Raw genomic sequence first — 19,403 nt, 5'->3', positions numbered from 1 at the left:
AGGTATAATTATGAGTAGTAGAAAAATTGCAGTTAAAGTTTTAAATAGAGTTATAAATGGAGGAGCTTATTCTAATATAATTCTTTCAAATGAATTAAACAACTCAGAGCTATCAGATAAGGATAAGGCATTAACTACAGAAATAGTATATGGAACTTTAAGAAGACTTAAGTCTATAGATATGATAATCAGTTCGTTCGTTAGAGATACATCTGTGATGGATAAAACTATTTTAAGCATACTAAGAGTTGCGCTTTATCAAATGCATTATCTTGATAAAGTACCATCATATGCAGCTTGTAATGAAGCTGTAGAACTTGCAAAAGAAATTTCGGAAAAAGATTCTAAATTAGTTAATGGAATCTTAAGAAATTATGTTAAAAAAGATGGTAAACTAGAGATAAACTTCAGAAATAAAATAGATGAAATAGCTTATGAATTATCATTTGAACCATGGATGATTAAAATGTTATTTAATCAGTATGGTGAAAGTGAAGCTTTAAGAATTATGCATGGACTAAATAGTACTCCAATGGTTACTGTTAGAGTTAATAATCTAAAGGCAGATTATGAAGATGTTTTTGAAAAATTTGAGGAAAGTGGATATACAGTTTTTGAAGGAACAGTTTGTCCAGAAGCTATATCAATAAAAGGTGGAAAAGCGATAGAAAAGAATGAAGCTTTTTTAGAAGGAAATATTACAGTACAAGATGAAAGTGCAATGCTTGTTGCTCCACTTTTAGATATTAACGAAGGACAAAAGATTCTTGATCTTTGTGCAGCGCCAGGTGGAAAAACAACACATATTTCTGAGATATTAGAAAATACGGGAGAGGTTTTAGCCTTTGATATTCATTCTCAAAAACTTGAATTAATTAAAGAAAACTATGAAAGACTAGGACTTACTAATATAAGTGTTAATGAAATGGATGCATCTAAACTTGATGTGAAACTTATTGGAATAGCAGATAGAGTTCTTATAGATGTTCCATGTTCAGGTATTGGAATTATAAGAAAAAAACCAGAAATTAAATGGAGTAAAAAAAGAAGTGAACTTAAGGAAATTGTTGATATTCAAAGAACAATTATGAGCAATGCTTGGGAATATTTAAAGAAAGATGGAGTTATGGTTTACTCAACTTGTACTTTAAATAAAGAAGAAAATGAAGAAAATGTAAAGTGGTTTCTAAATAAATATAAAGATGCAAAAGTAGAAAAAGTTTTTGTGGGAAAAGGAAATAATTTAAAGTATGATTCAATAGGTACATTAACAGTATTACCAAATGAATATATGGATGGATTCTTTATAGCTAGGTTTAGAAAGAACTAGGTGAAAATATGAATAATATTTTAGATTTTACATTAGAAGAATTGCAGAATTGGATGAAAGATAATAGTGAAAGTACATTTAGAGCAAAACAAGTAGTTTCTTGGGTATATAAAGATGTATGGGATTTTGCATCTATGAAGAATATTCCTAAAGCTTTGCAAGAAAAATTAAGTGAAAAATTCTATATTGGAATTCCTAAGATAGAAGAAGAATTTACATCTAAAATAGATGGAACAAAGAAGTTATTGCTTGAGTTAAGGGATGGAAATCTTATTGAAAGTGTAATAATGAAATATAAACACGGAAATTCTATTTGTATTTCTACTCAAGTTGGATGTAGAATGGGATGTAAATTTTGTGCATCTACTATTGATGGAAGGGTTAGAAACTTAACATCAGGGGAAATTCTTTCACAAATTTTAGTTGCACAAAACTTAATTGGTGAAAGGATTTCTAATGTAGTATTGATGGGAAGTGGAGAACCTTTAGATAATTATGATAATGTTCTGAAGTTTCTTGAAGTAGTAAATGCAGATTATGGCTTAAATATTGGTCAAAGACATATTACTCTATCAACTTGTGGAATAGTTCCCAATATATATGATTTAGCAAATAGAGATTTAAGTATTACTCTTGCAATTTCACTTCATGCATTTAGTGATGAGAAAAGAAGAGCGATTATGCCTATTGCAAATAAATATTCAATTAAAGAAATTTTAGATGCATGTGTTTATTACATAGAAAAAACAAGTAGAAGAATAACATTTGAGTATTCATTAGTTAAGGATGTAAATGACGGGGTAGAAGATGCAAGGTCTTTAGGAAATTTATTAAAAGGGCTATTATGTCATGTTAATCTGATACCAGTAAATGAAGTTAAAGAAAATTCATTTAAAAGGTCATCAGAAGAAACTATTAATATTTTTGAAAATACATTAAAAAAACTAGGGATTGAGGTTACAGTAAGAAGGGAAATGGGAAGTGACATTAATGCAGCTTGTGGACAACTTAGAAGGAGTCACATTAAATCAAAGACTAATAATTGATGCCCAAGAGGGGGGAGTTTATGATAAGTTTTCTAAGTGATATAGGAATGGTAAGAAGTCTTAATGAAGATTTTGCGTACTACCATGAAGAAAATGAGTATAAAATTTATGTAGTCGCAGATGGAATGGGAGGTCATAATGCTGGAGAAGTTGCGAGTAAAATGGCAGCTGAAGGCGTGGTCAATTACATTATAAATAATTTTAATGAAGAAAAAGCGGAAGAACTTTTAAAGAAAGCTATTGAAAGAGTAAATCATGAAATTTTTATTCATTCTAAGCAAATGGATTCTTTAAATGGAATGGGAACCACCATTACTGCATCACTTGTAATAAAGGATAAAGTTATAGTAGCCAATGTTGGAGATAGTTCTTGTTATGGAATTAAAAAAAATAATATTATAAAAATAACTAAAGATCATTCTTTAGTTCAAGAATTAGTTGATCTTGGCACTATTAGCGAATTAGAAGCAGTAAATCATCCAAAAAAAAATATTATAACTAGAGCAGTGGGAACAAGTGAAATGGTACAGGTAGATACTTTTGTCATAGATAAAGATGTATATGATACATATTTATTATGTTCAGATGGGTTAACGAATGAGGTAACTAAAGAGGAAATACTATCTATTATTAATGAAAATAAAGACCTAATTATCATTTGTGACAAACTTGTTAATCTTGCTAAGTTCAAGGGAGGCAGGGATAATATAACAGTTTTGTTGTTTGAAGGAGAGAGGTAGCATGATAGGAGAAATATTAGGGAATAGGTATGAAATACTAGAGCAAATTGGTGAAGGCGGAATGGCAATAGTATACAAAGCTTTAGATAATAAGCTTAGTAGAAATGTAGCTGTTAAAGTGCTTAAGAATGAATTATCAGATAATGAAGATATAGTTAATAAGTTTAAAAGAGAAGCTACTGCTATAGCAACTCTATCAGATGTTAATATAGTTAATGTTTTAGATGTAGGAAATCAAGATGGAGCTAACTATATAGTTATGGAGTATGTTAAAGGTAAAACATTAAAAGAAGTAATAGTTGATTTTGGTAAATTGAACTATGAAACTACCATAAGAATAGGAACACAAATTGCAAAAGCTCTAGATTGTGCACACAAAAACAACATTATACATAGGGATGTAAAACCGCAAAATGTATTAGTAACAGAAGATGGTTTGATTAAAGTTACAGACTTTGGTATAGCAAAGTTTGCAAGTTCAGCAACATTAACAAACACAACAACAATAATGGGATCAGCACAATATCTTTCACCAGAACAAGCAAGAGGAAGTAGATTAGATACAAGAACAGATATATATTCATTAGGAATAGTTTTATATGAAATGGTTACAGGAAGATTGCCATTTGAAGCTGATTCACCTGTAACTATAGCCTTAAAACATATACAGGAGGATGTAGTTCCTCCAAAAGAGTTAAATCCAGCACTTTTAGATAGTTTAAATAAGTTAATACTTAAAGCTATGGAAAAGGATGCTGATAAAAGATATCAGACAGCAAAAGAACTAATAAGTGATCTTGATAGAATTAAAGAGAATCCAAATGTAGTTATAGATAAATCACAAAATGGTAATGATGGACAAACAATGGTTATGAAGGCTGACAAAACAGTAATTATGAAAGCTTTGGATTCTGATAATGATAATTTAAATAGCAAAGATGAAGAGTATTATGATGAAGACGAAGATTATTATGATGAAGATGAAGAACAAAAGGAAGATAAAAGCAAAAAAGATGCTGAAAATACAAAGAAAGTAAAAAAAGTTGTTGAAGCTCCAAAAAAAGAAAAGATTGTTGAAACTCCAAAAAAAGCAGAAAATAAGGTTACAAAAACTAATTCTATGAATAAAAATAGAATAATAATTGGATTTATAGCTATTGCTGCAATATTTTTAGTATTTGTAATTGGAGCAAAATTCTTATCTAAAAAGGGAACAACAGATGGAACTAATGCAACTAATGTCCAAGCAACTAACGTAAAAGTGCCTGATGTTGAAGAACAGTCGCTTGAAAAAGCTAAACAGATACTTGAAAAAAATAACTTGAAAAATTATGAAGTTAAAAATAAACCACACAACTCAGTAGCAAGTGGTTATGTTATAAATACTAACCCTACTGCAGATACAGAGATTGCTTCAAATGCTAAAATAATAATTTATGTAAGTAATGGGCCGGCGAATAAAAATGTCACTATACCAGATGAAAGTAATAAAACATTAGATGAGGCAACGGAAGATTTGAGCAGTTTAGGGCTAACTATTACTTCATCTTCTCAAACTACAAATGATCAAAGTAAGGATGGTAAGGTAGCAAGTACATCTCCATCAGCTGGTAAGGTAGTTAAATCTGATGTAAAAGTAACTATTAATTATTATAAATATAAGGCTGGAGATAATGCTTCATCAGATAATGCAAAACCAAGTCCGGATTCAGTGTTGAAAGTTGGGATGACAGAAGCAGAAGCTTTAGCTGCTATAGAAAATGGGTATTTGATAAGTTATAGAATAAATGGATCTAGTGATGGAACTTTAACAAAGTGGGAAGAAGAGCCATATAAGAATGGAACTAGAGTTATTCTTACATTTGGTGGTAATAAAAAAGATAATACAGATACATCAAAAAGTACTGACTCTACAAATACAACAGATTCAGGAAATCAATAAAAAGTAATAATATACAAAAGGAGATGTTTTAAGATAAGATTTTTATTATTTTAGAACACTCCTTTTGTGTTTGATAAGAAATGTAAATATATTATAAATCAAAAACATTTTAAGAATTAATTAAAAATCATTATTTAATTTGCAATTAAACTCAAAATCTGGTTATTATATATAAGAGAAATATTTTTTTGAGAGAACATGTTAAGGGTAAAATAATTAAGGTTTTTCAAAATACATTAAAAATTAGGGATTGAGGTTTTTTAAAAAAGAAAAAGAAAGTTGCATCATGTGGACAACTTAAAGAATTCACACTAAATTAAAGACTAATAATTAATACCAAAAGAGGGGGGAGTTTATGATTAGTTTTCTAACTGATAAAGGAATGGTAAGAAGTCTTAATGAAGATTTTGTGTACTACCATGAAGAAAATGAATATAAAATTTATGTAGTCGCAGATGGAATGGGAGGTCATAATGCTGGAGAAGTTGCAAGTAAAATGGCAGCTGAAGGCGTGGTCAAATATATTGTAGAAGATTTTAATGAAGAAAATGCAGAAGAACTTTTAAAGAAGTCTATTGAAAGAGTTAATCAGGACATTTTTATTTATTCTAAACAAATGAATTATTTAAATGGAATGGGAACTACTATTACTGCATGTCTTGAAATAAAGGATAAAGTTATAGTTGCAAATGTAGGAGATAGTTCTTGCTATGGAGTTAAAGGAAATGACATAGTAAAAATAACAAAGGATCATTCTTTAGTACAGGAATTGGTTGATCTTGGGACAATTACTGAGTTGGAAGCGGTGAATCATCCCCAAAAAAATATCATTACTAGGGCAGTTGGTACAAATGAACTAGTAGAGGTAGATATTTTTGTCATAGATAAAGATACATATGACATATATTTATTATGTTCAGATGGGTTAACAAATGAAGTGACAAAAGAAGAAATGATAACCATTGTTAATGAAAATAAAGAACTAATTAGCATTTGTGAAAAACTTGTTAATCTTGCTAAATACAAGGGAGGCAGAGATAATATAACAGTTTTGTTGTTTGGAGGAGAGAGGTAGCATGATAGGAGAAATATTAGGGAACAGGTATGAGATACTAGAGCAAATCGGTGAAGGTGGGATGTCTATAGTATATAAAGCCTTAGATAGTAAGTTAAATAGAAATGTAGCTGTAAAAGTATTAAAGAAAGAATTATCAGACAATGAAGATATAGTTGATAAGTTTAAAAGAGAAGCTACTGCTATAGCAACTTTGTCCCATAGTAATATCGTTAATGTTTTAGATGTAGGAACACAAGATGAGATTAATTATATAGTTATGGAATATGTTAAGGGGAAAACTTTAAAGGAAGTAATAGTTGAATTTGGTAAGTTGAATTATGAAACTACTATAAGAATAGGAACAAAAATAGCAAAAGCTTTGGAGTGTGCCCATAAAAATAACATTATTCATAGAGATGTAAAACCACAAAATGTATTAGTTACAGAAGAAGGTTTTATAAAAGTAACAGACTTTGGAATAGCGAAATCTGTAAGTTCAGCCACGTTAACAAATACAACAACAATAATGGGATCTGCACAGTATCTTTCACCAGAACAAGCTAGGGGAAGTATTGTAGATGTAAGAACAGACATATATTCATTAGGAATAGTTTTATATGAAATGGTTACAGGTAAATTACCATTTGAAGCAGATTCACCTGTGACAATTGCTTTGAAACATATACAAGAAGAGGTTGTACCTCCAAAACAATTAAATTCAAGGGTTCCAGATAGTTTAAATAAGTTGATACTTAAAACTATGGAAAAAGACGCAAGTAAAAGATATCAAACAGCAAAAGAATTAATAAGTGATCTTGAAAAAATTAAAGAAGATCCAAATGCTATAATAGATCAAAAAGTAGATGCTAATGATGGTCGTACAATGGTTATGCCAGCTGTAAATCCAGAACTTGAAGATCTTCCTGAAAGTAAAGATGTTGATGAAGATGAAGATTACTATGATGAGGATGAAGAGTATTATGATGAAGATGAAGAGTATGAGGATGAAGACCATGAATCACCAAAAAAAGAAAAGAATAAAAAAAATAAGAAAAAATTAATAATGGCCATTATAGCAGTTATAGCGTTGCTGTTAGTAGTTACTGGTGCTGGAGCGTTAATGTATGGTAATAATAGTGCAGGTGAAAAACAGGCAGAGGAAGTTAAAGTTCCTAACATTAAAGGAATGTCTTTAGATCAAGCAAAGGCAGAATTAGATAAAGTTGGGCTAACATTAGAAGAAGCTGGAACAGAGGAAAGCACAGAACCAGAGAATACTGTACTAGAAGTATCTCCAGATGTAGGTAGCAGTGTTAAAAAGGGTGATAAGGTTAGAGTAATGCTAAGTGCTGGAGTGACAAAAATTAAAGTCCCAGATATTACAGAAGAATCTATTGATGATGCTAAGAAAATACTTGAAAAGAGCAAATTAACAAATTATGAAGTTAAAAATCAATCAGATGATTCAATACCAAGTGGGAATGTTATAAAAACTGATCCAACAGCTAATTCTGAAGTTGCTGCAGATACGAAGATAACTATATATGTAAGTACTGGGCCATCAGTAAAATATGTTACTGTACCGGATGTAAGAAATAAATCATTAGATGATGCAACACAATCATTAAGTAATTTGGGCCTAAGTGTTAATACTGTGTCACAGACAACTGAGGATCAAAGTAAAGATGGTAAGGTAAGCAGTATGTCTCCTTCATCTGGACAGTCTGTTAAACCTGGAACACAAGTTACTATTACTTATTGGAAGTATAAAGCTCCAGAAAAAAAGAAAATAGATACAACTAAAATAGGATTAAAAGCAGGTATGTCTATGGATGAAGCTATGGAACTTGTAGAAGGAGCAGGGTTAAAGCCAAATGCAGCAGGTGGAACAGGAACTTTAATTGATTGGAGTAAAGGTTCCTATGATGAAGGTAGTACAATAACTTTGACATTTAAACAAAATACAACAACACCTGACCCAGGAAAGACAACTGATCCAAAAAAGCCAACCGATCCAGGAAAGAACACTGATCCAGAGAAACAATAAAAGTATAAAAATAAAGGAGTTATTTCAAAATGACTATGTAAAATCATTTAGGAATACTCCTTTTTTATTTGCTATTTATGACAAAAAAATAAGTTGAAAGTTCAATCTTGAGAAGAAAAATATTTTTAAGAATAAATTAAAAATTACTATTTGATTTGCAATTATGATTAAAATCTGGTTATTATATATAAAGAAATGTTTTTTGGAGGTACTATGGAAGGTAAAATAATTAAAGGTATAGGTGGATTTTATTACATAAAAACAACTAAAGGTATAATAGAGTGCAAAGCTAGAGGTAAATTTCGTCATAAAGATATGAAGCCTATGGTTGGAGATAATGTAACTATAAAGGTGGAAAATGGAAAGGGTGTCATTGAAGATATTCATAAAAGATGCTCAGAACTCATAAGACCAACCGTAGCTAATGTAACTTTAGCCTTTGTGGTTTTTGCTATTAAAAATCCTGATTTAAATTATGATTTGTTAAATAGGTTTTTAGTATTATGTGAAAGTAATAATATTGAAACTATAGTGTGTTTAAATAAAATTGATTTAGTTTCAGAAGAAGAAAGAGAAATAGTAAAAAATAAAATAAATGATATAGGATATGAAGTGTTATTTATAAATGCCAAAAAAGGCATAGGAGTAGATTCATTAAAAGAAAGAATGAAAGATAATGTTACAGTTCTTTGTGGCCCTTCTGGAGCTGGAAAATCAACATTAATAAATACATTAACTGAAAGAAATCATATGGAAACAGGAAAAGTTAGTGAAAAGATAGGTAGGGGAAAACATACTACAAGACATAGTGAACTTATTGAAGTTGATAATGGATTTATTGTGGATACACCAGGGTTTTCAACTTTAGATGTTTCTTTTATGGATAAAGAAAACCTAAGATATTGCTTTCCTGAATTTGAAGAATTAAATGATTCATGCAAATTTAGAGGTTGCCTTCATTATAAAGAACCAGGCTGTGCTATAAAAGAGGCAGTCGAAGAAGGAAAAATTAATAAACATAGATATGAATTTTATGTAAAAACATTAGAAGAAATAATAGAAGGGGGAAAATATAAATGGTAATGATATCACCATCGATATTATCAGCTGATTTTTCAAAACTTGGAGAAGATGTAGAAACATTAGGAAAGGTAGGGGCAGATTGGATTCATATAGATGTTATGGATGGGCAATTTGTGCCAAATATAACTTTAGGTGCTCCTATAGTGAAAGCTTTAAGAAATAAAACAGATAAGGTATTTGATGTCCATTTAATGATAAATGAACCAAGTAGATTTATAGAGGATTTTGTTGATGCTGGCGCAGATATAATAACAGTTCATTATGAAGCGGATAAACATATTGATAGAACAATACAACTTATTAAATCAAAAGGAATTAAAGTAGGGATAGCTTTAAATCCAGGGACACCAGTACATTTGATAAAAGATTTAATAAGTAGCATTGATATGGTGCTTATTATGTCAGTTAATCCTGGATTTGGAGGCCAAAAGTTTATACCTTATTCTTTAGATAAGATAAGAGAAGTAAATGAACTTAAGCATAAATATAATAAAGATTTATTGATTCAAATTGATGGTGGAGTAAGTGAGGGTAATATTAAAGAAATAGTTGAGGCAGGTGTCACAGTTGCTGTTGCAGGTTCTGCTGTGTTTAAAAATAATGAAGTAGAAAAGAACATAGAAGGGTTAAGGAATAGGTTGAAATGAGGGCTATAGTTGTTAGCGGGGGATATAAACCTTCAAAAGAACTTTTGCTTAGTTACATAAAAAAAGATGATTTTATAATTGGTGTGGATAAAGGTTGCAACTGTTTGTATGAATATGAAATAGAGCCTGATATGATTTTGGGAGATTTTGATTCTGCAAAGAAAGAAGTGATTGAAAGTTTTAAGGCAAAAGGAACTAAAATCTTAACTTTTAATCCTGAGAAAGATTATACAGATACAGATTTAGGTTATGAAAAGGCAAAAGAAGTAGGAGCTACTGAAATATTATTTTTTGGAGCTACTGGTAGTAGAGTAGATCATAGTCTTGGAAATGTTGGAATTCTTCTGAAATCCCTTAGAGAAGAAGTTAAAACAGAAATTATAGATGATCATAATAGAATTTTATTAATAGATAAAGAGACAACTTTTAAAGGAAAATATGGAGAACTTATAAGTTTTCATTCTCTTTCAGATATAGTAATTAATGTGAATATAAAAGGTGCTAAGTATGAGTTAAGCAATTATGATATGACTTTACTTGAACCAAGGGCTATTTGCAATGAGTTTATAGATAGTGATATTGTTATATCCTTTAATTCAGGAATTATTATGGTAATTTTTCCAGTAGATTAAAAATTAATGACATAAAAAATAACTTGATTTTATATATTATAGTAAAGATATTTTTTATTAATTGATTTTGGGGGTATTTATGAAGATATTTGCTGTTAAGTTGCCTAAATTTTTATCAAGATTTATTAGATTTTTTATAAGAAAATAATTAGACTACATAAAGTAAAAATCTTGAGATTTTTTTAATCTCAAGATTTTTTTTGAAATAAAAAAATGCATTATTAATGCATTTTTCTATTTGAACTTATATTGCTCTTTGTACCTTACCAGATCTTAAGCATCTTGTGCAAACGTGAACTGTTTTTGGAGTTCCGTTAACTAAAGCTTTTACTCTCTTTATGTTAGGAGCCCAAGTTCTCTTTGATTGACGATGTGAATGGCTGAATTGTACTCCAGATACAACGCCTTTATTACATATCTCGCATCTTCTTGACACTTGAAAACACCTCCTTATTTAATGAAGATAATTCTCTTCAATAGGACAATAAAGATTTTATCACAATAAGTATAAAAAAATCAAGTGAAATATAAAATAAATTAAAGGATGATACTATTATTATATAGATAAATCTTGAATAATATAAATTTGTAGGCTAAAATAAGAGATATGGAAAGAAGAGGAGGAGTTGTAATGGTTGGATTTTCAAAGGAAAATGGATATATACATTACTCTGATGAAGTTTTAGCGAAGATAGTTGGATTATCTACTATGGAATGTTATGGAGTAGTAGGCATGGTGTCTAAAAATGCTGGAGAAGGTTTTTGGGAACTTATGAGAGTAGAAAATTTAAGTAAGGGAGTTAAGATTACACTTACTGAAGGAGATAGATTAAATATTGAATTATTTGTAATGGTGGAGTACGGAACTAAAATTTCTGTTATAGCAAATAATATAATACAAAAGGTTCGTTATAGTGTTGAAAACTTTACAGGGCTAAAAGTTTCATCAGTAACAGTAAATGTTCAAGCGGTAAGAGTCTAGGAGGTAATGATGGAATATATATCAATTAATGGCCGTGATTTTTATAACATGGTTGTAAACGCTAGTAATAGATTGTCTGAGGAAAGTGATTTTGTTAATGCGTTAAATGTTTTTCCTGTTCCAGATGGTGATACAGGAACAAATATGTCTATGACATTTAAGGCGGCAGTAAAGGAAATAGAAAATTTAAACTCTACGTCTATTGGGGAAGTATCTAAAGTGCTTGCAAAGGGTGCTTTGATGGGGGCAAGAGGAAATTCTGGGGTAATTTTATCACAAATATTTAGAGGTATATCTAAAGGGCTAGAAGGTCTTAATGAAGCTGATGCAGGGCAGATGGCAGCTGCATTAAAACAAGGAGCTGATTCAGCTTATAAGGCTGTTATGAGACCAACTGAAGGAACTATTCTTTCAGTAATTAGAGCAACAGCTGAAGCTGGGCTTCAAAGCAATAATGGTGATATAGCAGAACTTATGGATGAGGTAACAAAAGCTGCAAAGGTTATGCTTGATAAGACACCAGAGTTACTTCCTGCTTTAAAAAAAGCAAAGGTAGTTGATTCAGGTGGAATGGGACTTTACATTATATTACAAGGTATGACAGCTGCTCTTAAGGAAGGAATACAAGCTGAAGTTAAAGATATAAATATATCTTCAGGAGTAAAGATTGGAGCTCAATCTACAGCTGATACAGATATTAAATTTGGGTATTGTACTGAATTTATTATATTAGGTGAGGCTAGTGAATCAAAGAAATTCCAAAGTGAAATAGAACATTTGGGAGATTCTATGATAGTTGTTGGATATGAAGATGTAATTAAGGTTCATATACACACTAATGATCCAGGAAATGTTCTATCAAAGGCTGTGAAGTATGGAGAACTTTCTAAGATAAAAATTGATAATATGAGAGAAGAACATAGAGAACTTTTACTAAATGAACAAGAAATTGAAGAAGGTAGTATGGCAAGTGATGAAGTAGCTGCAGAATCTAAGAAATATGGATTTATTACTGTAGCTATGGGAAGTGGAATAACTAATATCTTCAAGGATCTTGGGGCTGATTATGTAATTGAAGGTGGTCAAACAATGAATCCTTCAACTCAAGACATGCTTGAATGTATAGATAAGCTTAATGCAGAACACATTTTTATATTACCTAATAATAAAAATATTATCATGGCTGCAACTCAAGCTGCTGAAATAACAGATAAGGATGTTAGAGTTATACCAACTACTTCGATTCCACAAGGTATTACTTGTATAACTATGTTTAATGGTGATGCTGAAGCTCAAGATAATGAAGCTGATCTTAAAAAGATTATGGAAACAGTAAGCACTGGATCTATAACTTATGCAGTAAGGGATACAGAGATGGATGGACTAGAAATCAAAGAAGGAAATATTCTTGGTTTAGTTGAAGGTAAGATTAAGGAAGTTGGATCAGACAAATTTGAAGTTTCAGAAAAAGTTATTGAGGATATGGTAAATGGAGACAGTGAATTAATTACTTTATTCTATGGAAAAGATGTTACTGAAGATGAAGCGAATAGTTTTGCTTCAAAATTAGAAGAGAAATTTGAAGATTTAGACATTCAATGTTACAAAGGAGATCAACCATTATACTATTTCTTGATGGCAGTAGAATAAGTTTAATATATTGACATAAAAAGCACCTTTGGTGCTTTTTATGCTTTGGAGGAGAAAAAGTATGGATATATATAGTCCGGTTTCAACAATTAAAGGAGTTGGACCTAAAGTTTTAGAAAAATTAAATAAAGCAGCAATATTTAATGTTCTTGATTTGCTTTTATACTTTCCAAGGGATTATGAATTTTTAAGCGGAAATCCTGAATTTGAAGAGATAGATTCAGAGGAAAAACAGATACTAACATGTAAAGTTATAGCTATAAAAAGAGATGTAAGAACTAAAACAGGAAAGTTTTTATCAACTATTGAATTTGAATATAAAGGGCATAAAGTTGAGTGTAAATGGTTTAACCAACCTTATGTTAAAAATAATTTTAGAGTTGGGACTTCATATAATCTTATGGGAAAGTTTAAAAGGGTAGGAAGAATTCTTGAAATAGTAAATCCTATTATAGGAAACCGAGATGCTTTAAGTAGTGAGATAAAACCTATATATACTCTGAAAGGCGAACTTACAGATAAGTTAATTACAAAGCTTGTAATGAGTGTTTTGGATATTGTAGATATATGTGAAAATTTACCGCAATATATACTGGATAAATACAAGTTGATATCACTAGATAAGGCTATCAGGGAGATTCACTTTCCTAAAAGTAGAGAGATTTTAAATAGTGCCATTACTAGACTTAAATTTCAAGAATTATTTACTTATTCTTTGAAATTGCTTTTATTAAAAAGTAAAATTAAGAAAAGTAATAATGGAATGAGTTTTCCTTGGAATGATAAAATTAGAAAGTTAAAAGAAGCACTTCCATATGAGTTGACAGGAGCACAAACAAGGGTGGTTCGTGAAATACTTAGAGATCAAAAAAGTTCATATCCTATGAATAGGCTTGTTCAGGGGGATGTTGGGAGTGGGAAAACTATAGTAGCCTTAATTGCAATATATAATACATATACTAATGGATATAAATCGGCTTTTATGGTACCAACAGAGATTTTGGCAAATCAGCATTATGAAGAGGCTAATAAATTGTTATCTCAATTTGGTGTTGAAATAGAATTATTAACTGGTAGTACTTCTAATAAAGAAAAGATAAGGATTAAAGAAAGAATTAAGGAAGATAAACCATTAGTAGTTATAGGGACACATGCTTTGATACAAGAAGATGTTGACTTTAATAAATTAGGACTTGTTGTTACTGATGAGCAACATAGATTTGGTGTTGAACAAAGAAGTAAACTTATAAATAAGGGGAAAAGAGCAGATGTTGTTGTAATGACAGCTACTCCAATTCCGAGAACTTTAGCGTTATATCTTTATTCTGATTTAGATGTTTCAGTAATTGATGAACTTCCTCCAGGAAGAAAGCAGATTGATACAAGATTCTTTCAAGACAGTTCAAGAAATAGCGCCTATGAATTAGCTAAAGATGAAGTGGAAAAAGGAAGGCAAGTGTATATTGTATGTCCATTGATTGAGGAAGATGAGAAAGAACAACTAAATTCAGTTGAAAGTATTTATAAAAAATTAAAAGAAGGAATATTTAGCGATGTTGAAGTTGAGATTCTTCATGGAAAGATGAAACCTTCGGAAAAAGATGAGATAATAGGAAGATTTAAAGACAATAAAACAAAAGTTTTAATATCAACGACTGTAATTGAAGTGGGAGTAAATGTTCCTAATGCCTCTGTTATGATAGTTGAAAATGCTGAAAGGTTTGGTCTTGCCCAATTACATCAGTTAAGAGGAAGGGTTGGAAGAGGTCAATATGAATCATACTGTATTTTAATAGCCAATGCTAAGAGTAATATTACTAAAAAGAGAATGACCATTATGACAGAATCAACAGATGGTTTCTTTATTTCAGAACAAGATCTTAAGCTTAGGGGATCAGGAGAGATGTTTGGAATGAAGCAAAGTGGGGCAGAAGGACTTCTTTTAGCTGATATATATGAGGATATTGATATTTTAAAATGTGCAAGGGGAGAGGCAAAGCTTATACTTGAAAATGAAGACCCAAATAACATGAGAATGGTAAAAGAAATTTCTTTAGGACTTGAGAAGAGTAGTAAATACATTTGTTTTAACTAAATAGAAGCTATAGTTGTATATTTTTTATAAATTGTATATACTTAGGTAATATGATAAAATGTTTATGATGTTACATCAAGGAGGACTAAAAGTGAGAATTATAGCAGGAAAAGCAAAAGGTCGTAAGTTGATTTCACCAGCAACAATGGAAACTAGACCTACTTTAGATAGAGTTAAAGAAGCGATGTTTAGTTCAGTTCAGGGTTATTTACAGGATGCTGTAGTTGTAGATGTTTTTGCTGGAACAGGAAGTTTAGGTTTAGAGGCTGCAAGTAGAGGAGCCAAAGAAGTTTATTTGATAGATAAAAGTTCAGTAACATTTCCATTATTAAAACAAAATGTAGAAAGTTTGAAATTTAATGATTTCTGTACTCCTCTTAATATGGATTCTTATGAAGCTTTAAAGATGTTAAGTAGAAATGGAAAGAAGTTTGACATAATATTTATAGATCCACCTTATTGCAAAGAAATGATTCCAGAGGCTATGAAAATAGTAAAGGAAAATGATATGCTTAATAAGGATGGGATAATTGTTACAAAAATAGATAGTATTGAAGAGATATATGAAGGATATGAAGACTTAAGGCTTGTAAAAAACAAAAAGTATGGAAATACTACAGTTTGTTTTTATCAATATTAGGGAGGATTAAAATGAAAATTGCAGTATATCCAGGAAGCTTTGATCCTGTGACATTAGGACACTTAGATATTATAACAAGAGGAGCAAAGGCATTTGATAAAGTAATTGTTGGTGTTTTGGTTAATGTTGAGAAAAAAGGACTATTCAATATAGAAGAAAGAGTTGAACTTATAAAAAGAGTTACTAAAGATCTACCTAATGTAGAAGTTGTAAGTTTTGAAGGTTTATTAATCGATTTGATGGAAAAATATAATTCAAGAGTAATATTAAAAGGACTAAGGGCTTTTTCAGATTTTGAATATGAATTTCAAATGGCTTTGATGAATAATAAATTAAATCCTGAAGTGGAAACTTTGTTTATGATGACATCGGCTCAGTATTCTTATGTGAGTTCATCAGCAGTGAAGCAAGTTGCAAAGTTTGGAGCATCACTTGAAGGATTAGTTCCTAAAGGAATTATTCCAGATCTAATGAGGAAGATAAATGTAAAATGATAATGGGTGAGGTGGTAGTATGGGGAAATCTATAGATGTAAATATAGTTGAATTACTTGAATACCTTCAGGATTTAATTGATAATTCTCCTAAGGTTCCAATAAGTGGAAAAACTATGATAGATAGAAAAGAATTTATGGATGTTATTGATCAAATAATAAATTATTTACCAGATGAATTTAAAAAAGCTCAATGGGTAATGAATGAAAAAGACAGGATAATAGGTGAAGCCAAAAAAGAATATGAAGTTGTAAAGAAAGAAACAATGGAAATGATGAGACAAAATATTGAAAATCATGATGTTGTTAGAGAAGCTAAAGTAAGAGCTCAGGAAATAGTTTCAGCTGCAAAAAGAGAAGCTAAAGCTATGAGGCTTGGAGCAAGAGATTATTGTGATGAAATTCTAACTGATTTAGATAAAGAAATTATAGAGAAAAAGGCAGAGCTAATTAAGTCTCTTCAAGAAAGTTTTGAAGGCGTTGCAGGAAAAATTGATGAAAACTTAAATAGTACTAGCTCTACCATTAAAGAAAATATAAAAGAGTTAAGAGATATGAAAAAATAATTTCTTAACTATTTTAAAAATAATAGAGATTAAAAATATAAGTATTACAGGAACTAAATAAATAAAAGTAGTAAATGAGGTTCTAATATATGGCGATATTGAAGATACATTAACACTTCCCAAAAGCAAAAAAGAAGTGAAAAAAGTTATAGCAAAACTAATAATACCCTGCAATAGTTTTAGTAAAGAATACTTTAGTATGGATATGTTATCTTTGCTGATAAATGAACTGGCTTGGGCTATTATACATAATCCTGAAAATGAGCAAAGAAAACTTATTATACTTAATTTTATAGGAAGAATTAGAGTGGATGTGGCAACTATGCTACATCCATTTGTTATTTCAATACTACCTAAAAATATAGAATATAAAGAATTTATAGGAATATGTATTAGTGATTCTATATAATTAAAAAATAGACCTAAACTAGTACTATTTTTTATAATTCCTATGATGATTGAGAATATCACTATAAATCCACCGATTGAGATAGTTGTATTTATAGATTGGTCTAAGGCGTTTTTTAATATTTCACCAAAATTTTTATTATTACTAGAATTTGCTATAGATAGTGTATCTTTTGAGTAGTATTTTTTCCTTTTTGTTAAAATTCCTATTATAATTGGCGAAATGTAGTTTGCTATAAGAAGTATATATGAAAGTTTTATATTACCGAGCATTACTGTTGCAACTGGACCTATAATAAATAAAGGACTGCAGTTTGTAGCAATATTAATTAATCGTGTATATTCTTTTTTATCTATATATCCTAGATTATAAATATCAGATGAATATTTTGCGCCTAGGGGATATCCACATAAGATGCTTGCAGTGATAGGAAAAGAACAATTTTTAGAAAGACCTAAAGGCTTACAAAACAATGGACCTAAAAATCTTGAGTATAAAGCTATTCCATCATAAGCAATTAATAAATTGCAGATTAAAGTGAACGGAAGAACAGTTGGTAAGATAGATGTAAACCATAGTTTGCATCCATCTATTGCAGATTTCATAGATTCTTCTAAATTTATGAAAAAAATAATAATTAACAAACTTATAAAAAAGGATATTGTATAATTCCTTTTTAAGTCTAGTAGTTTAAATAATATAGGTATTAATATAATAATTAAAAGCCATAAGAAAATAATACTAATCATGAAATCACTCCCATCCATAGTATTTATATTTCTTATGACGTAATTATATTATAGTTACTTTAAAAATATTGGACTTTTATAATAATCATCATATGGAGAAATAGAATTATTTAGTATTGAATAGGCCTTTGTACCTAATAAATCTGTTTCTAATTTTGTGTCTATTATTTCTTTGGATATTTTTGTTATTATATTAATTTCATTTTTTTTCTTAATTTCCTTTAAAATTTTACTTCCTACAGAATTAAAAGCTAATGGTCTAATATAATTAGTATCATCTTCAATTAAATCAGTACAATCATAATTTTCTAAACCAATAAAGAAAGAAATTAATATTCTGCTAATCCTTGTATATGTATATCTTTTACTTTTTATCCTTAAAATTAAATCATTTAAATTTTTTGCATTTAAAATTTCTTTTAAAATTTTATTATCAATACCTTCTTTTACCCCCAAAACTTTGTTAATCTTTTCACCTTCGGTGAGGATTTTATACCTTAAAAATGGGAAAATATCATTCTCGCTAACAAGTTTACAATTATTATTAACAATGTTCTCTAAAGCTTTATAACTAGCTTTTGGTAGTGATGTTTTTAGCTTTGACAAATCATTTGTTGTGTTCAAAAAAGCTCTTATGGATGTTGCAGATGGATAATCTGTTTTGATTTCAGTATCATTATAGTTAGAACCAGCTCTTTTTAAGGTCTTTGGAATAATTGAACTATTAATTTTTTTTAATGCTTTAATATATTCAATAGCTAATATATTATTTGAGTTGGATATTATTTCATCACAGGGAATACCAGATAAAAACTCCCTAAGAGCCATACTTCGAGCTGTATGAAATGGTAATCCTCTGTTTAATTCTTGTTTTAAGACTGATTTAAATTTATCTGGTTCATTTAATAAGGTAGAAGCAATTTGATTTAGTTGCTCTATTTTTCCATGTTCGCTTCCGAAATATATATGTTTAACAACCCCAGTTTTATTAAGTATTTTAACAGCTCCCTCTGCAAAGGATTCAGCTGATGAAATAGAATAAACTAAAGGTAACTCAATTACAAGGTCAGTACCATTTTCTACAGCCATTTTAGCTCTAGTCCATTTATCAGTTATAGCTGGAATTCCTCTTTGCATAAAATTGCCACTCATTATGCAAATGACTCCATCACAATTGGTATCTTTTTTAGCCATTTCAAGATGATGCTGATGTCCAAGATGGAATGGATTATATTCAGTTATTATTCCTGTAATTTCCATAAATAAACTCCTTCTTTAGAATAGTTTATAGTAAT

General features: G+C 29.8%; 18 protein-coding genes. 15 read left to right on the top strand and 3 right to left on the bottom strand.

Annotated features, from left to right (window positions below; genetic code table 11):
- Positions 1-10 precede the first annotated feature (10 nt).
- The 9 genes from rsmB to NNC19_RS04545 all read left to right on the top strand — a co-directional run bounded on the left by rsmB (position 11) and on the right by NNC19_RS04545 (position 10,524).
- Positions 11-1,330, top strand: coding sequence for a 16S rRNA (cytosine(967)-C(5))-methyltransferase RsmB (rsmB, locus tag NNC19_RS04585; RefSeq protein ID WP_310937438.1), 1,320 nt, complete (start codon positions 11-13; stop codon positions 1,328-1,330).
- An 8-nt stretch (positions 1,331-1,338) separates the two neighbouring features.
- The gene (gene rlmN / locus NNC19_RS04580) at positions 1,339-2,376 is read left to right on the top strand and encodes a 23S rRNA (adenine(2503)-C(2))-methyltransferase RlmN (protein ID WP_310937437.1); all 1,038 of its coding nucleotides are present in this window, start codon (positions 1,339-1,341) and stop codon (positions 2,374-2,376) included.
- Positions 2,377-2,396: 20 nt separating this feature from the next.
- Positions 2,397-3,116 (top strand): Stp1/IreP family PP2C-type Ser/Thr phosphatase, encoded by a 720-nt coding sequence (locus NNC19_RS04575; protein ID WP_310937436.1) that lies wholly within the window; start codon positions 2,397-2,399, stop codon positions 3,114-3,116.
- 1 nt (position 3,117) lies between these two features.
- On the top strand, positions 3,118-5,058 hold the full coding sequence (pknB, locus tag NNC19_RS04570) for a Stk1 family PASTA domain-containing Ser/Thr kinase (RefSeq protein WP_310937435.1): 1,941 nt from the start codon (positions 3,118-3,120) through the stop codon (positions 5,056-5,058).
- A gap of 355 nt (positions 5,059-5,413) precedes the next feature.
- The gene (locus tag NNC19_RS04565) at positions 5,414-6,133 is read left to right on the top strand and encodes a Stp1/IreP family PP2C-type Ser/Thr phosphatase (RefSeq protein WP_310937434.1); all 720 of its coding nucleotides are present in this window, start codon (positions 5,414-5,416) and stop codon (positions 6,131-6,133) included.
- Between the two features lies 1 nt (position 6,134).
- Complete coding sequence (pknB, locus tag NNC19_RS04560) at positions 6,135-8,162, top strand: Stk1 family PASTA domain-containing Ser/Thr kinase (RefSeq protein ID WP_310937433.1); 2,028 nt, start codon at positions 6,135-6,137, stop codon at positions 8,160-8,162.
- 213 nt (positions 8,163-8,375) lie between these two features.
- Positions 8,376-9,245, top strand: coding sequence for a ribosome small subunit-dependent GTPase A (rsgA, locus tag NNC19_RS04555; protein ID WP_310937432.1), 870 nt, complete (start codon positions 8,376-8,378; stop codon positions 9,243-9,245).
- Complete coding sequence (gene rpe / locus NNC19_RS04550) at positions 9,239-9,892, top strand: ribulose-phosphate 3-epimerase (RefSeq protein WP_310937431.1); 654 nt, start codon at positions 9,239-9,241, stop codon at positions 9,890-9,892. Before rsgA ends, rpe begins: the two co-directional genes overlap by 7 nt.
- Positions 9,889-10,524, top strand: a complete 636-nt coding sequence (locus tag NNC19_RS04545) for a thiamine diphosphokinase (protein ID WP_310937430.1) — start codon at positions 9,889-9,891, stop codon at positions 10,522-10,524. The genes rpe and NNC19_RS04545 overlap by 4 nt, the downstream gene beginning before the upstream one ends.
- A gap of 244 nt (positions 10,525-10,768) precedes the next feature.
- Here NNC19_RS04545 and rpmB read toward each other — a convergent pair whose 3' ends face one another.
- A complete protein-coding gene (gene rpmB / locus NNC19_RS04540; protein WP_143314862.1) occupies positions 10,769-10,960 on the bottom strand; it encodes a 50S ribosomal protein L28 in 192 nt (63 codons plus the stop codon).
- 195 nt (positions 10,961-11,155) lie between these two features.
- On the opposite strand from rpmB, the gene NNC19_RS04535 reads away from it, so the two are divergent.
- From NNC19_RS04535 to NNC19_RS04510, 6 genes are all read left to right on the top strand, one after another.
- Complete coding sequence (locus tag NNC19_RS04535) at positions 11,156-11,506, top strand: Asp23/Gls24 family envelope stress response protein (RefSeq protein ID WP_310937429.1); 351 nt, start codon at positions 11,156-11,158, stop codon at positions 11,504-11,506.
- 9 nt (positions 11,507-11,515) lie between these two features.
- Complete coding sequence (locus NNC19_RS04530) at positions 11,516-13,156, top strand: DAK2 domain-containing protein (RefSeq protein ID WP_310937428.1); 1,641 nt, start codon at positions 11,516-11,518, stop codon at positions 13,154-13,156.
- A 61-nt stretch (positions 13,157-13,217) separates the two neighbouring features.
- Positions 13,218-15,251: an ATP-dependent DNA helicase RecG gene (gene recG, locus NNC19_RS04525; protein ID WP_310937427.1), complete on the top strand. Its 2,034-nt coding sequence runs from the start codon at positions 13,218-13,220 to the stop codon at positions 15,249-15,251.
- Between the two features lie 91 nt (positions 15,252-15,342).
- Positions 15,343-15,891, top strand: a complete 549-nt coding sequence (gene rsmD, locus NNC19_RS04520; RefSeq protein WP_310937426.1) for a 16S rRNA (guanine(966)-N(2))-methyltransferase RsmD — start codon at positions 15,343-15,345, stop codon at positions 15,889-15,891.
- 11 nt (positions 15,892-15,902) lie between these two features.
- Positions 15,903-16,385, top strand: coding sequence for a pantetheine-phosphate adenylyltransferase (coaD, locus tag NNC19_RS04515; protein WP_310937425.1), 483 nt, complete (start codon positions 15,903-15,905; stop codon positions 16,383-16,385).
- A 19-nt stretch (positions 16,386-16,404) separates the two neighbouring features.
- Positions 16,405-16,950 carry an ATPase gene (locus tag NNC19_RS04510; RefSeq protein WP_310937424.1) on the top strand — a complete coding sequence of 182 codons (546 nt, stop codon included), beginning with the start codon at positions 16,405-16,407 and terminating at the stop codon, positions 16,948-16,950.
- Here the strand turns inward: NNC19_RS04510 and ylbJ are convergent.
- Positions 16,930-18,108, bottom strand: a complete 1,179-nt coding sequence (gene ylbJ / locus NNC19_RS04505) for a sporulation integral membrane protein YlbJ (protein ID WP_310937423.1) — start codon at positions 18,106-18,108, stop codon at positions 16,930-16,932. The genes NNC19_RS04510 and ylbJ overlap by 21 nt on opposite strands.
- Before the next feature lie 54 nt (positions 18,109-18,162).
- The gene (locus tag NNC19_RS04500) at positions 18,163-19,368 is read right to left on the bottom strand and encodes a nucleotidyltransferase (protein ID WP_310937422.1); all 1,206 of its coding nucleotides are present in this window, start codon (positions 19,366-19,368) and stop codon (positions 18,163-18,165) included.
- Positions 19,369-19,403 lie beyond the last annotated feature (35 nt).

The organism is Clostridium sp. SHJSY1 (assembly GCF_031626875.1).
GTDB lineage: Bacteria > Bacillota > Clostridia > Clostridiales > Clostridiaceae > Clostridium.
The sequence above is the reverse complement of the archived record's forward strand: the minus strand, read 5'-3'. Positions and strand labels throughout refer to the sequence as shown.